13 protein-coding genes are annotated in these 15,032 nt (G+C 42.1%); 4 read left to right on the forward strand and 9 right to left on the reverse strand.

Annotation, left to right across the window (positions count from 1 at the left end):
• Positions 1–12: 12 nt before the first annotated feature.
• On the forward strand, positions 13–954 hold the full coding sequence (locus I5J82_RS16565; protein WP_198768762.1) for an AEC family transporter: 942 nt from the start codon (positions 13–15) through the stop codon (positions 952–954).
• On the opposite strand, the gene I5J82_RS16570 is transcribed toward I5J82_RS16565, so the two are convergent.
• Complete coding sequence (locus I5J82_RS16570) at positions 931–1,896, reverse strand: YbgA family protein (protein ID WP_198768763.1); 966 nt, start codon at positions 1,894–1,896, stop codon at positions 931–933. The genes I5J82_RS16565 and I5J82_RS16570 overlap by 24 nt on opposite strands.
• 95 nt (positions 1,897–1,991) lie before the next feature.
• On the opposite strand from I5J82_RS16570, the gene I5J82_RS16575 reads away from it, so the two are divergent.
• Positions 1,992–2,459 (forward strand): NUDIX hydrolase, encoded by a 468-nt coding sequence (locus I5J82_RS16575; RefSeq protein WP_066399261.1) that lies wholly within the window; start codon positions 1,992–1,994, stop codon positions 2,457–2,459.
• Here the strand turns inward: I5J82_RS16575 and I5J82_RS16580 are convergent, their stop codons facing one another.
• Positions 2,460–3,245, reverse strand: coding sequence for a GNAT family N-acetyltransferase (locus I5J82_RS16580; RefSeq protein WP_198768764.1), 786 nt, complete (start codon positions 3,243–3,245; stop codon positions 2,460–2,462). It abuts the gene before it with no gap.
• A 793-nt stretch (positions 3,246–4,038) separates the two neighbouring features.
• Between I5J82_RS16580 and trhA the strand changes: the two genes are divergently transcribed.
• A complete protein-coding gene (trhA, locus tag I5J82_RS16585; RefSeq protein WP_066399265.1) occupies positions 4,039–4,677 on the forward strand; it encodes a PAQR family membrane homeostasis protein TrhA in 639 nt (212 codons plus the stop codon).
• A gap of 42 nt (positions 4,678–4,719) precedes the next feature.
• On the opposite strand, the gene I5J82_RS16590 is transcribed toward trhA, so the two are convergent.
• Together I5J82_RS16590 and I5J82_RS16595 are read right to left on the reverse strand one after the other, a co-directional pair.
• Positions 4,720–5,982 (reverse strand): MFS transporter, encoded by a 1,263-nt coding sequence (locus I5J82_RS16590; RefSeq protein WP_198768765.1) that lies wholly within the window; start codon positions 5,980–5,982, stop codon positions 4,720–4,722.
• A gap of 65 nt (positions 5,983–6,047) precedes the next feature.
• On the reverse strand, positions 6,048–6,650 hold the full coding sequence (locus I5J82_RS16595) for a TetR/AcrR family transcriptional regulator (protein ID WP_198768766.1): 603 nt from the start codon (positions 6,648–6,650) through the stop codon (positions 6,048–6,050).
• A 127-nt stretch (positions 6,651–6,777) separates the two neighbouring features.
• Between I5J82_RS16595 and I5J82_RS16600 the strand changes: the two genes are divergently transcribed.
• Entirely contained in the window at positions 6,778–7,221 is a 444-nt protein-coding gene (locus tag I5J82_RS16600; RefSeq protein ID WP_198769052.1) for an 8-oxo-dGTP diphosphatase, read from the forward strand.
• Between the two features lie 244 nt (positions 7,222–7,465).
• Here I5J82_RS16600 and I5J82_RS16605 read toward each other — a convergent pair whose 3' ends face one another.
• The 5 genes from I5J82_RS16605 to I5J82_RS16625 form a co-directional block, all read right to left on the reverse strand.
• Positions 7,466–8,569 (reverse strand): M24 family metallopeptidase, encoded by a 1,104-nt coding sequence (locus I5J82_RS16605; protein ID WP_198768767.1) that lies wholly within the window; start codon positions 8,567–8,569, stop codon positions 7,466–7,468.
• A gap of 315 nt (positions 8,570–8,884) precedes the next feature.
• Positions 8,885–10,267 carry a glycine--tRNA ligase gene (locus I5J82_RS16610; protein ID WP_198768768.1) on the reverse strand — a complete coding sequence of 461 codons (1,383 nt, stop codon included), beginning with the start codon at positions 10,265–10,267 and terminating at the stop codon, positions 8,885–8,887.
• Positions 10,268–10,606: 339 nt separating this feature from the next.
• A complete protein-coding gene (locus I5J82_RS16615; protein ID WP_198768769.1) occupies positions 10,607–11,563 on the reverse strand; it encodes an aminoimidazole riboside kinase in 957 nt (318 codons plus the stop codon).
• Between the two features lie 55 nt (positions 11,564–11,618).
• The gene (locus I5J82_RS16620; protein WP_066399283.1) at positions 11,619–12,116 is read right to left on the reverse strand and encodes a PTS sugar transporter subunit IIA; all 498 of its coding nucleotides are present in this window, start codon (positions 12,114–12,116) and stop codon (positions 11,619–11,621) included.
• Positions 12,117–12,533: 417 nt separating this feature from the next.
• The gene (locus tag I5J82_RS16625) at positions 12,534–14,906 is read right to left on the reverse strand and encodes a M14 family zinc carboxypeptidase (RefSeq protein WP_198768770.1); all 2,373 of its coding nucleotides are present in this window, start codon (positions 14,904–14,906) and stop codon (positions 12,534–12,536) included.
• Positions 14,907–15,032 lie beyond the last annotated feature (126 nt).

Here is a 15,032-nt window from a genome sequence, read left to right on the forward strand (position 1 = left end):
GGTGAAGATCGAATGAAACTTGCACCTTTTATGCAAGAATTAACCCTATTGTACAGCATTGCTCTTATCGGTTATATCCTTCGAAAGAAAGAGATCTTACCATCTGGTAGTGAACGTACTCTTTCAGCACTTTTATTAAATGTAACGTTACCTGCATTGATCATCTTCGGAATGGATGTTTCCTTTTCCATTGAAAATCTTAAACAGTTCGGTTTGCTTTCTATGATGTCTGCAATCGTATTAATGATTTCCTCACTCTTTTCTTGGTGGACAGTAAAGCGGCTAACGATAAAAAACACACAGAAAAATGCCTTAGAAGGAATCATGATTTTTGGAAATCAAGGTTTTCTAGGCATTGCAGTTTGTTTTATATTATTCGGAAAAACTGGAGTGCTTTTTGCTACATTCTTTAATTTTGTTTATCTGTTGTGGATCTGGACGTACGGCATCTATCTATTTGCTCGGCATTCCAAGAATTTGCCATGGCGAAGCGTCTTTTTAAATCCAGGTGTGATTTCCACATTCGTTGGCTTAATCCTTATGCTCCTGCCAGGTACACTTCCTAGTGCTGTATCCAACACTTTAGAAATGTTAGGAAAACCTACTGTTCCACTTTCTATGTTATTGATTGGCGTTCTCTTAGGGGCTTTACCGTTGCAACGTGTAATGAGCTTTCTAAAAAGTTCCCACTTATGGCTAGCGAGTTATTACAAGCTGCTGCTTTTTCCGGTTCTATTACTGCCTTTTATTTTCTTTTCGTTACCACTTCAATTAATAGCAGTTGCTGTTCTAACCGCTGGGATGCCCTCCGCTCCAACCATCTCCATGTATGCAGAGCGTTATGGAGAGGATGCCTCTTTTGCGGCAGCAGGTGTTATGTTAAGTACGATTCTTTCCTGTCTAACCATCCCCCTGTTGTATGCGCTCGTTTTAATAATCTCGTCCCTTGCCTGAGTCTGAGATTTCAAGCAGAATTTCAGGGTATGGTGCAAAGAACGTCTGACCAAGAATCTCGCTGTCTTCAAAACGTATAGCGTGCGACTTTAAAATCGTAGCCACACTTGAAAACGGTTCTTTTTTATTTGCGTACTTTTGAAGAAGCTCTTCAAAAAAGGCGATTTCTTTTGCAGACAGATGTGGCTGAAACCTTTTGAAGATCTCGTAAGCCACTTTTCTGTTAGAATCGCTTCTTGCCGTACGATTAAACAACTTGTTCATCGCTTTTGCATACAGTTGTATCGTCCGTTCTTCCCCATTTTCCTCTTCTTTTTTCAAGATTCGATTCATCACTTTTAGCGTTGGATTGCTATAGGCCATAAACAGGAACTGATTTTTTTGATGAAAGCTTTTAATAGCTTGGAGCCCCTGTGGCAGGATGTTTCGAAAGGCAGCGAGCGTAAAAAGCTTCGTATAAAAACGGTCACGAATCGTAAAGTTATTTAACCTTCCTTCTTCTTCAATCGCTAAATGTGAATAAAGTTCAGCAACTCTGCCGCCAAACAACCCGCTCGAATGCCCAATCGCAGGACCCTTTTCAGTAGAAGCATACACCTTCACTTCTTTTAACCCACAAGAAGGAGAACGCGTTTTAAGAATAAAACCGTCTGTATCAATGATTCCAGCCAGATAACCATCTGAAAACGTACGCATCTCCTTCGTTACATCGCGCTGCGTTGAAGGCTGAAGAAGAAAATGATCCTCACCCTTTTTCACAATACGAATCGTTTCTCGTGGCGTTCCAAGTCCGATTTCTACTTCTGGACATACCGGAACAAAATCCACATAGTCCATCAGCTTTTTGATCACATCATTATATATGACATCACCGTTATAGCGGCATGCTTCAAATTCAAGACACTTACTTACAACTACACGTGGTCTAGCGAAGGCTTCCATTCCAAAACTCCCCTCGATCTTTTTATCAGTGTTCCACTTTTAGATGAATTATTAACATAATTTCTGTAAAATGTTGGTTAGGAAGGAGCGATTTGATGGCTTACTATGAAGATCTTCGGAAATATGTAGGAACCGCACCACTCATCTTACCTGGTTCTGTTGTTATTATTGTGAATGAAAAGGATGAAATATTATTACAGCATCGGACCGATGGCGGATGGGGATTACCTGGTGGCCTGATGGAGCTTGGTGAAAGTTTTGAAGAAACGGCGATTCGTGAAGTAAAAGAAGAAACAGGACTCGATGTTGAGGGCTTGACCCAGCTTCATGTCTATTCGGGCCAAGATCATTATATAAAGAATGCAAACGGTGATGAACTATATGCCGTGACCGCAGTGTATACGGCTCATTCTGTAAGTGGCAAACTGACCATCGATCACAATGAATCACATGATTTTCAATATTTTAAACATGATCAACTTCCTAAAGACACGTTAGGCGGTGCACGAAAATACATAACAAACTATATAGAGATGAAGAATCAGAACAAAGCTTACCGGTAATCAGGCCGGTCGCTCTGTTCTTTTTTCGTTAAATTTTAGTTCAATATAATCGCATACCGGCTCATAACCGATATTTTGATAGATTTTATTTGAAGTAGGGTTTGAGAGATCTGTATAAAGCGTGCAGAACGTAAATCCTTCATTCAATAGGTGATCACTTAATGCAGCAACACAAGCGCTCGCATATCCTTTCCCTCTAAGATTCTTAGGTGTATAAACCAAATTGATCGATACACCTTTAATATTCGGCCGGGTCTTAGCTGCCATCGAAACGGGCTTTCCGTGTTCTTCCCAAATAAAAAGAAACTTGTTCTCCACACGCACTTTGGCATACGCTTCAGCTTCTGCCATCGTCATAATCTGATTCGTTTCTTCCGTCATTTCTACGATCCAGCGCGGTAAGAAAGATAAGTCAGCTTCTGTCGCTATTCTTAAACGGCCGGGTCGGGCTGCAGGCTGTATAACAGAAGGAAGCGTGTAAAGACGAAGATCCATCAACAGTTTTTCTTCTAGATGATGAGCGGTCGTCCACTTCTCTGCAAACACCTTTCCAATAGCTTTCGGTGACATTACTTTTTGTATATAATAATCTTCTTCGATCAAATAACGAACCAAAAATGGCACAGCTGCAACACCATCTGATTCTTCTTTCTCTAAAAGCAATAAGGCGTATGGCGGGATAAGCATGGCTGATAGCATGATTTTTCCATTCTGTTTAACGGTAGCGAGAAAAGGCTGCTCGCCCTCCCAAACTTTATCTTGAAAACGCAGGCAGTTGCCAAGCATGATCCCTGCCCGATCCTCCTGACACAACAGGAATTCTTCTACTTCCCTATAAAAAGCTGCTATAGACGAATAACGCGTGACCTCCATAATCGTGACCCTCTCTTTATCTATTAAGTCTGTAATCTTATCTATTTCCTCTCCTTTGAGAAAGATTCCTTCTTTTTAGAGATTAATTCTTAGAGTAGTTTTCGTATTCATTGTGTATTCATTGTTGCTTTTGAAAGTAGTTGCTTTCCGTTGCAGACACTCGCTTTCCGCGGGGCAGGCGGTGAGCCACATTCGTACGTTTCACGTATAAGTGTCTCACTTGTCTAGTTGCAATGGCTAGCCCCTCGAGGTCAAAAGTTAAACGTTCAAGAAGGCAAATTGCGCCTTCATAGCCCATTCAACTTTTGCTGGTCGGGGCTGAACGAGCCATTTCCACTCTTCCGACTGCCTACCTGTCCCGCAGGAGTCTCGCATCTTCCACTCCAATCAACTGGCAGAAAGACAAGCAACAATCTTTTTACAAAAGTCCACTTTCGCTTGAAGAATTTTTTTCTAATTCCTCCCTTCATTGCAAGTTGATTGTAGCGGAAGGTTGCCGACTCCTATGGGACGAGCGGTCAGGTGAGACCCTTAACGGCGCAAAGCTCAAGGGGCTCACCGGTCGCCCCATGGAAAGCGAGCAACCTGGAGCGGAGATCAACTACATTCATATCCCTGAAGGAATTTGCGATTTTAATGTTCTTTAATTGGTTAAAGGATGCCATTTTCTGATATACTGACCATAACGTAAAGGAAGGTGAACGAAATGAGTACACATGTATTTTCAAAACGCGAAGAGATAGCAAATGCCATCACACACGGACTCGGTGTCCTTCTTAGTGTAGCGGTTACTTCCATTCTGCTCGTGTTTGCCGTATGGAAAGGAACAGCGGTTCATATTGTTAGCTTCGCCGTATTCGGAGGAACGATGCTGACACTTTATTCAGCTTCAACCCTCGTGCACGCTTTTCCTAAAGGACGGGTTAAGGATTTATTTGAGATTATGGACCACGCGGCCATCTATCTCTTTATTGCTGGAACGTATACCCCAATCGTGCTGATCGTCGTAGGCGGAGCACTCGGCTGGACATTATTTGGAGTCGTTTGGGGGCTCGCGATCTTTGGTGTTGTGTTTAAAGTCTTTTTTACGAAAAAATTCGTTGTGTTATCAACATTAGGTTATGTAGCGATGGGATGGCTGATCACATTTGCCTTTCAGGATATTTCGGCAAACATGCCGCCAGCAGGCATTCAGCTCTTAGTTGCAGGCGGAATTATTTACACGCTCGGCAGTATCTTTTATGTATGGCGCAGCTTTCCGTTCCACCACGCCGTCTGGCACTTGTTTGTTCTAGCTGGCAGTGTGATGCATTTTCTCATGATGTTTTATGTGTTGCCTAACTAAAAATAATATTTTAAAAGAAGCAGGAAATTTTCTGCTTCTTTTTTATGCTGTGGTTTTAACGACCTTGACTTCTGCTGATTTCTCAGAACGAAATAAAATGTGGTAAATAACCAAACTTGTAAGACCCATCAAACTAAACAGCAAGGTAATCATATTTGCTGAGAGGATTTCGCTCAGCATGACAAATAGTGCGGCAATCATTCCAGACAGATGAAACGACAGTCCGTAGATCGCCATGTAAGAGCCTCGAGCATCATCCGGTATGATCGATGCGACATAAGCTTGCTTTGCTGGAATATGAATCAGTTCACCAACAGACGCAATAAACATAGCTGTGATTAATACGATCGGACTCGCGCTATAGCTGATTACCACAAAACCTAAAGCGTATGCAAACCCTCCTCCGAGCATTAAGGAGCGATCTTTGAAACGCTTAAACATTGAAGTTATAAAAAGGCTCAAGACGACAACTAAGATGGTGTTCTCTGCTTTTAGTAAACCGATCAACTGAAAACCATCTACCTCAAATAATGATGTGAAAGGCAGTAACGCAACCGGGTCCTTCATATCGCTTACTAGTTTTATACCGATATATGTAGTCAGACTCCCTTCTAAAGTGAAAAGAAACAGCCCTGCTACCGTAAATAGGATAAATTTCCGGTTCAAAAAAATGTCTTTATAGCTTCCCTGCAAGCTTTTAGATACGTTGTTATCCTGATTCACAGCGCTCGGCAACCGCACATCCTCAAGCCATAACCAAGTCACCACCAACGTGAAAAATGTAACCAATGCGATTCCTAAGAATAATTCATATGGATAGGTCTTAAAAAGGATAGCCCCTGTTATTCCCCCTGCAGCAACCGCTAAATTCCCTAGCCAATAGGAAATCGTATAAATAGCTTTTCTGTTTTCCTTCGTACTTGAATCAATAATGATTGCGCCATACGCAGGTCCAGCCATACCTGTAAAAAAGAGAATAACGATGAACAGTACAAAGTTCACATATGCTGAAAGAGGAAATAACAGATTGAGAGCTCCAGCAATCAAGTAACCGAGACCAATCATACTCTCACTCAGTAGAATAATTCTCTTTCTTCCGAATTGGTCCGAACGCTTTCCGCCAACTAACGCTCCCGATATTCCGGATAGAATGACCCCGATATACATCAAACCCGTTGAAAACGCCCCTACCTGATTAGAAAAAAAGATAGCTAGAAATGGGATTACGGCTGAAGAAGCAAAAGTCGTAATAAATTGGAGCACTAACCTTAGCTGGATGTTGCGATGAAACGAAAAGAAATTCATATTTTCTCTCCTTTTACGATTGATTAATCAATCATTATTATGATTAAAAGTAACCGAAACACCTTTTAGCGTTTCGGATATAACAGTTGGAGTGCTGGAATCTTAAACTTTTCTCTTACCCGTGATACCGCATAGTCAGTAAACGTTAATCGAATTCCTAGTAGAAAGCCGAGATATGCTGTTGCTGTTAAGTCTTCATCAGATTCTTCTAGAACTCCACTTTTTTGACCATTTCGTATGATCTCTTGAAGTTTTAAAATAAACGCCAGACTAAATTCGTCCAGAACTTTAAAAGGTTCAGGAAATTTCGTATGCTGTCCGATCACTTGAACCACCAGCTGCAGATATGTACGCATCTCGATAAAAATCGTAATATGTTTGTCTATCATGCTCTTAATCTCAGACAAAAGATCATCAGCATCCGGATTAAAATCTAACATCGCTTCTTTATATCGATTTTCTAAAGGCTCTGTAACAGCATGAAAAAAAAGCTGGTCCTTGTTTTCAAAGTACGTAAATACACTTCCAAAACTAACACCTGCCGCTTTTGCTACCTTTGCAATGGTGGTGCTCTCATACCCTTGCTCTGCAAATAATAGGATCGCCTGCTCTAAAATCTTTTCACGCTTTTGTTCCATCGCTTTTATTTGTTTATATGATAAAGGCAATTGAGTAATCTCCTTTTTATGGATGATTGGTTAATCAATCATTATTATAAAGTGTATGTTAAAATAAGTAAAATGTTTTTTTGGAGGATGACTTGTGACGATTTCTATTGAGCACCGACTTTATACGATGTGCATGGTTCAGAACGGAGATAAAGTGCTGTTGATTAATCGGCCAGACAGCCGTGGCTTCCCAGGCTTTTTAGCTCCTGGAGGTAAAATTGATTTTCCTGAAAGCTTAGTGGATGGTGCTTGTCGAGAGGTTGAGGAAGAAACAGGATTACGTGTCTCGAATTTAGTATTCAAAGGAATCGATGAGTATGTAAATCCTCAAAAGAATGTGAGATACATGGTGTTCAACTATTGGACGAATACTTTTAAAGGTGAACTTTTGTTAGATCCACCTGAAGGCGAATTGGTTTGGGTCTCGATAAATGAAGCATTAGATCTTCCGATGCAAGAATGGTTCAAAGAAAGGTTTCCGTTGTTCTTTGAAGAAGGTACTTTTGAGATTCAACGGGTGTGGGATGATCATAAAAACAAACAGGTTGGGGTTTCATTACTGAAAACTTAAAGAAAATAAGGCTATCAATCTGTCGATAATTGTCTAGGTTTGTAGACTCGTGGATATTCTCCTCAAATTTATGGATTGAAGGACAAAACTCGTGGATTGAACGTCATTTTTCGTGGATTTAAAGGCAAAACTTGTGGATTGCACCTCTAAGCATCTACTAAAGTGACTATCTCACTACTCTCTTCGCACGTAAAATAGAAAAGGATGGCCCCCACAAGTGCCACCCTTCATTATTTATCTACTTTTACTTAATAATCTGCAGCTCTTTTGGATATTTCGTCAATGTTTCGTGTCCATCTGCCGTTACATAGACGTCATCCTCAATACGTACACCGCCGACATCATCAATATAGATGCCTGGTTCGATCGTATACGTCATTCCTTCACGAAGCACGCCATCGTTGTTGTCACTCATGGACGGGAATTCATGAACATCGATCCCAAGGCCGTGTCCGATGCGGTGCGGGAAGTGATCTCCGTATCCTGCTTCCGCAATGTGATTGCGTGCGATCAAGTCAATGTCACCGATGCGCGTTCCTGGCTTAGAAGCTTCTAACGCCTTCAATTGTGCCTGCAGCACAGTATCATAAATCTCGCGACGCTTTTCGTCCAAATCGCCAAACGCTACAGTACGCGTGATGTCAGAACAATAACCGTCAAGGACTACACCAAGGTCGAATAAAACAAAATCGCCGTGCTGTAGCTTTCTCAAGCCTGGCTTCCCATGAGGCTGTCCAGCTTTTTCACCGAATAACACCATTGTAGAAAACGACATTGCGCTAATGCCTTTTTGCTTCAGTTCGTATTCGATCTTCGCGAGTACTTCCATCTCTGTTACACCCTCACCAAGTGCCGCAACTCCAACTTCAACGCCGTAATCCGCTAGTCTTGCCGCTTCACGCAACGTTTTAAGCTCGCTCTCTTCTTTTATGAGACGAAGCTCGTTCATCAGTTCTTCAGCGCCGACCAAGCTCGCACCATCAAACATACCAAGTAGCTTTTCGCCACGCGCGTATGGAAGTGTTTCTTTTTCAACGGCAATCGATGATGCTTCAGTCACTCCGCGGCTAGCCAAAGCTTCCTGTACCTTCGTCCAAGGATCTTCAGAATCGCTGTAACCAACAATCTCATAAGTCCAGCCTGCGTCTTTAGCTTGCGAACGCTCCATGCCTGGACAGATCATGAACGGCTCTCCTTCTGCAAGTACAGCCACACCTAACACACGTTCATGCGGATCCGAATACAATCCTGATAGATAGAACACGTTTGCTGTCGTGTGGATGAACGCGAAAGTATGCCCTTCTTGCTTTAACCAGTTCTGTACCTTTTGAATACGTCCTTCGTTCATGTATATACCTCCAATAAAAGCCCGAGGGCTATAAATTAATCTCTCATACTCTATTGTAGAATAAACTCTCGTGAAAAAACAGAAGCACACATCGCAAGCCGCAAATGTGTGCTTTTTATTAAGCTTTTCGATCTTTTATGCTTCATTGAAAAGTTGATTGGAGTGTAGGGTGCGAGACTCCTGCGGGACAAGCGGTCAGGTGAGACTCTTAACAGCGCAGAGCGCTAAGAGGCTCACCGCCTGCCCCGCGGAAAGCGAAGCACCTGGAACGGAAATCAACTACTCAAAAAACATCTCTGAATCACAAGCGTTTAATTAGAACTGAACTTTTTCCTCAATAAAGCTCTTAAGATCTGCAATCTTCACACGCGTTTGTTCCATCGTGTCACGGTCACGTACAGTTACCATGCCGTCTTCTTTGGAATCAAAGTCATACGTGATACAGAAAGGTGTCCCTACCTCATCTTGACGACGGTAACGTTTACCGATTGATCCTGTTTCGTCATAGTCCACATTGAAATCTTTTGCAAGTGCACTGAACACTTCGGTTGCTTCCTCAGATAGCTTCTTAGATAAAGGCAGGATCGCTGCTTTATAAGGAGCAAGTGCAGGGTGCAGGTGCATAACTGTTCTTGAAGTACCATCTTCAAGCTGCTCATCTTCATACGCATCAATTAAGAATGCCAACGTTACGCGGTCAGCACCTAGAGAAGGCTCGATGCAATATGGAACGTAACGTTCGTTTGTTTCTTGGTCGATATAGTTGAAGTCTTCACCTGAGAATTCCATGTGACGCTTCAAATCAAAGTCCGTACGAGACGCAACACCCCAAAGCTCGCCCCAACCGAACGGGAACTTGTACTCAAAGTCAGTTGTCGCATTAGAGTAGTGAGAAAGCTCATCTTCGTTATGGTCGCGAAGACGAAGGTTTTCTGACGTCATACCCAATGATTTCAGCCAGTTTTCAGCTGTATTTTTCCAATAGTTGAACCACTCGATCTCACTTCCTGGCTTACAGAAGAACTCAAGCTCCATCTGTTCGAACTCACGTGTACGGAACGTGAAGTTACCAGGCGTGATTTCGTTACGGAAACTCTTACCGATCTGCGCGATACCGAACGGTAATTTTTTACGCATCGTACGTTGAACATTTTTAAAGTTAACGAAAATACCTTGTGCTGTTTCTGGACGCATGTAGATTTCGTTTGAACTTGATTCTGTTACACCTTGGTGTGTTTTGAACATTAGGTTAAACTGACGGATGCTTGTGAAGTCATGACTTCCGCACTCAGGACAAGCGATATTGTATTCTTTCACTAACTCTTCCATCTTTTCAAACGGAAGTCCGTCAACGATAATTTCTTTTCCAGCTTGTTCAGCAGCATCTTCAATCAGTTTATCTGCACGGTGACGCGCTTTACAGTTCTTACAGTCCATCATCGGGTCGTTGAAGTTACCGATGTGACCAGATGCTTCCCACGTACGAGGGTTCATCAGGATCGCTGCATCAAGACCTACGTTGTAAGGTGATTCTTGAACGAATTTTTTCCACCATGCTTTTTTTACGTTGTTCTTCAGCTCAACACCAAGCGGACCATAATCCCACGTGTTCGCAAGACCTCCGTAAATTTCAGATCCAGGAAATACAAAACCGCGGTGTTTCGCATGATTTGTGATGGTTTCCATGTTTTTTGTCATTTTAATTCCTCCCATTTAGGTTTTGCCTTATGGGTCGGCCGTTTTTTAAAAAATAAAAAACTCCCGTCCCAAGGCGCTATGCCCAGGGACGAGAGTTGTATCTCCCGCGGTTCCACCCTAGTTGATCCGTATGTAAAGAACGAATCCTCTTTTCAAAAAGCAACTCCGGATTGCCGTTTCACTAATGTCTCTTACCGGGCTCTCACCATCCCCAGCTCGCTAAAAAGAGTGTACATTTAGCTACTATTCATCCTTCACAGCTGCATATCATCTTTTATAATAAAATAATATTACCAAAAAACAAAAACATTAGTCAAAATATTTTCCTATTATATGCAGTTATTGTTTATTTTGTGCCAGTTCATTCTCAATTTGCTCTAAAGTGGGCAGTGCGGTCATTGCTCCTTTAACAGAAACGGCAAGTGCTCCAGAAACACTTCCGAACAACGCCATGTCGCTCGCTTCATCAAGAGTCAGTTCTTGGAGTGAGCCCTCATATTCATTCAGTTGATGCAGAACTCCCGCCACATAAGCATCACCCGCGCCAGTTGTATCTACCGAAGAAACACGTTTAGCTGGAATGTACTCGCCGCCCTCTTTCGTCACCACATAGCTTCCGTCATCACCGAGCGTGATGAAGAGTAAAGGAATATCATATTCTTGCAGCACTTTAATGCCTTCTTCGACCTTTTTTAAACCCGTTATAAATTCGAGCTCTTCTTCTGAGATTTTAACGATGTCAGCGTGCTGCAGCATGGAGAGAATCGTCTCGCGGGCCTGCGCCGGCGTCTTCCAGAGCGATAATCGTAAGTTCGGATCGTACGAAACCCACATGCCGTTTTCTTTTGCGAGTCTTACCGCTTTTTCAGTAGCACTTTTAGAGGGCTCGCCAATTAACGAGATCGAACCAAAATGAAGAATCTTATGCTCTTTAAAGAGACTCGGTTGTACATCTTTTTCTTCTAAGAAGCGGTCTGCACTCGGATTAATGTAAAAGTCGAACGATCTTTCACCGTTCGGATCGAGCGTCACAAACACGGCTCCTGTTCTCACTTCTTCCGTCTTGTACACATGAAACGCGTTCACGCCGTAGCTCTTCAATGTATCGATCATGAACGATCCTAGAACATCGTCCCCAACTTTTCCTAAAAAAGTAGATGCTGAGCCTAATCGCGCAATTCCAACTGCTACGTTGGCTGGTGCACCACCAGGACTTTTCTGATAAGTCGTGTTCGTTTCATCGGTTGGAATAAAATCAACAAGTGCTTCTCCTAAAGAAATTACGCCTTTTTTCATCGTATCCGCCCCCTTTTTGTAAAAAAATCAGGCATGGTTAGCCTGATTTCCCGATTTATTTCATTTTAACCTGCAATAATGAAGTTTCACCTTTTGTTGCTTCAGAAGCAGCACGCTTGTCTAAAGATTCAACCGCATCACCGTTTGTGATTACGATCGGCGTTACCGTGCTAGCGGCTTTTTCTTTAATCAATTCCAGGTCAAAGCTTAAAAGCTTATCTCCGGCTTTTACTTTATCTCCTACATTCACATGTCCCTCGAAACCTTCACCATTCATGCTAACCGTTTCAAGACCAACGTGGATCAGAATTTCTGCACCAGCTTCTGATTGGATACCGATTGCATGCTTCGTGTGGAAGAACTGAACGATTTCTCCATCAACTGGAGAGACAACAACACCTTCTGTTGGTTCTATCGCAATCCCATCGCCCATCATCTTCTGAGCGAACGTCGGATCTGGCACCTCTTCAATGTTTACAATTTTTCCTGTTAATGGAGCGATTAGTGTTTCTTCTTTTTTAACTTCTTTTTTTCCAAATAGTTTATTGAACATAATTTTTCACTCACCTTTCAGTTTGCTTTACTTTTATAATTTACACCTGTCTGAACGCTTTAAAACATTTCAGCTTTATTTGGGCATTTTTTGTGTTGTACTTGAAGGTGGTTGATTTCCGTTCCAGGTTGCTCGCTTTCCGCGGGGCAGGCGGTGAGCCACATTCGTACGTTTCACTCTTAAGTGTCTCACCTGCCAGCCTGTCCCGCAGGAGTCTCGCACCTTGCACTACAATCAACTTGTCAATGAGGTATAAAAATAACCCAAAAACAATCTTTCAGATACATACTTACTGATACAAAGAAAGACCAAAGAGCAAGAAACAAGTTCAATGCTCTTCAGGTCCTATTAAACAGGGTAAACTTTCCCTATAAAAGTAATGCAGTGCTTATCTGGTTGTCAACGAGAAAGGCTCTATTACTGATATAGCGCATTGGATAATAATCGGAAAAGATAATCCGTGTGATCACGGAATCCTGCTTCGAGTCCGATCAACGTAACGTCTTTTTGTGCTTCTTCTACAATGACAGATTGCCCCGCCGCTTGTTGATTGTTTTTCCAGTGTCCAGCAACAAAAAAGTTACCGTCTCCTAAAGTTGCGATAGATCTCGAGTTTCCTAAGTCTGTAAACCAAACTGGTCGATAGACAAATCCAAGATCATCTTTTTTATAGCCCGCTGTTACTTCATCTTTTTCATAGTTTACTTTTACGATTCCATTGCTGTTGGAGCCGCCAGTATTAACTTTTATCGTTGTTAATCCGAGCTGGCTTGAAGCTTTAGCGCCACCAGCGCCTACTGAAATATATTTTCCGCCATTATTGATAAATGTTTGTACGTTGTTTTTAAAATTATCATAAGCTTGTTTGCTGCCGATCACGAACGGCTTATTTGCTTCTCTCACATTCTCGTATTGCAGCAATGCGTCCGTTCCTGCATATAGGAACGCATCGTATTGGGATAGACCCTTCTCTGCCACTTCTTTTGGTGTCACTTCTGTTACCGAGAAACCGAGTCGCTCTAATGCGAGCTTCGTACCTGCATGACTTTGCGCTTTATTTATGCCACCATCTTTTAATACAGCTACATTCAGTGCAGATAGCTTTTCTTTTTGTGCTGGAAGTTTTGCTGCTTGCAGCTTGATTCCGGATTCTTTTACCAGCTTTTTATTTTTTGATGAGAGGTTTTCGATATAGAAATTTCCTGCATCGTCTTTATAAACACGCTCACCTTTTTTCATAAGATCGTTCACTAGCTTTACCGCTTGGACAGAGCTGTTGGAAAATACATATGGCCCTTTCCCTTGTAAGGAGCCTTCATATTCAGCCTCTTTAACAGGCTTTGTTTTCGCATTCACTTTTTCATCCACTTCTATCGCTTCAAAGCCCCATAATTCTGGTAGACTCCAGGCTGAAATGTCATACATCGCAGGCGTATCGTTCGTGATATCCTCGCCATCCCACAGCATCGTGTTTGCAAGTCCGGCTTTGGCCTGGCTCATATCGACGATGTACGTACCCGCCGGATAAGCTTGTCCGTTAGCAGAAAAAGGTTTGACCGCTTTCTCTACAGAAATGTCATTTTCAATAAGATGGTTTACCGCTTTTTCGGTAACAGTCGGATCCTTTTCATCTACAGGCAGCACATAAGCATTCGGGAAGAATCCTTCCTCGTGATACGGATGATCAAAGTTGATGCCACGTTCAAAGATCTCAATTTGATCGGTAAGCATTCCTTGTTTGTTCTGAACAGCAAACTTCAATGCTCCCATCACAGCATCGTTTGCCCATCTCACACCATCCCAGTTGTTTGTTGGTGCTTCTAACGTGTAGCCGTATGCCCCATGATACATCGCATACATCGGTGTGAAGATCGGTGGATAATCGTCCCAACCCGCACTATCATCTCGCTGCGGAATATAAGTACCCGTCATATTTTTATAGAGATCTGTTTCATAGTTTGCTTTATTACCCACGATTTCTGCTTCCATCGCTTTTGCTTGATCTAACGCCCATTTAGAGAACAGATCATATTCATAGTTCGGATTATGAGGCGGCGTACATGGCTCAATCAACCCAGGCTTTCCATCATCACTGTTCACATAGCCGTGAAGATCTAAGAAGACCATCGGATTCCACTCTGTGATCAGATCAACGGTTTGTTTTGTTTCCTCTTGCGAAAGTGTGATGAAGTCACGGTTCAGATCGATACCGTTTCCGTTAAAACGAGTACCGTCAACACGACCATCAGGATTCGCTACCACATTAAAGATAAGTATGTTGCTGTTTAGAATCTCTTTTGTTTCTGCGTCATCATCATACGCAAAACGATCGATCAGCTGAAGAACAGCATCAGATCCTATGTATTCAGTTCCATGAATGGATCCATTGATCATCACCGGTACTTTAAAATCAGGATTTTCAGCGATCCAATCTTGAGCTTTTTGAGGATTTTTGAACATTTCCTTTCGGAGTTTCTTATAATGTCCATACTTAGCCTTATCCCCAGTATTAGAGATCGTGACCACATACATCGGATACCCTTTAGATGAAACCCCTGTTTGTTCAAGGGTTACTCGTTGGCTTTCTCTATCAATCTTCTTTAAGACTGAACCAATCTTTGAATACTTCACAAAATCATAATGCTCAGAGTTGAACGGACTTCCATCAGCCTCTTCAAAGTTATTAACGTTCGTCCACTTCTTTTGAGGCGCTTCTGCTGTTACGGCAAAAGGCATTGATGTCAATAAACTCAAACTCATAACACCGGCTACCCAATGTTTTTTTAACATATTGTTTCTCCCCTTCCTTAATCCAAAAAAACAAAATAATTATACTAAACTATGAATTTTTATTCAATCTATTTTTGAGAATCATTTCACCAGAACTAATATTCAATAGCACCTTTTAGATACCTC

Origin of the sequence: Fictibacillus halophilus (assembly GCF_016401385.1) — a bacterium.
Lineage (GTDB): Bacteria > Bacillota > Bacilli > Bacillales > Fictibacillaceae > Fictibacillus > Fictibacillus halophilus.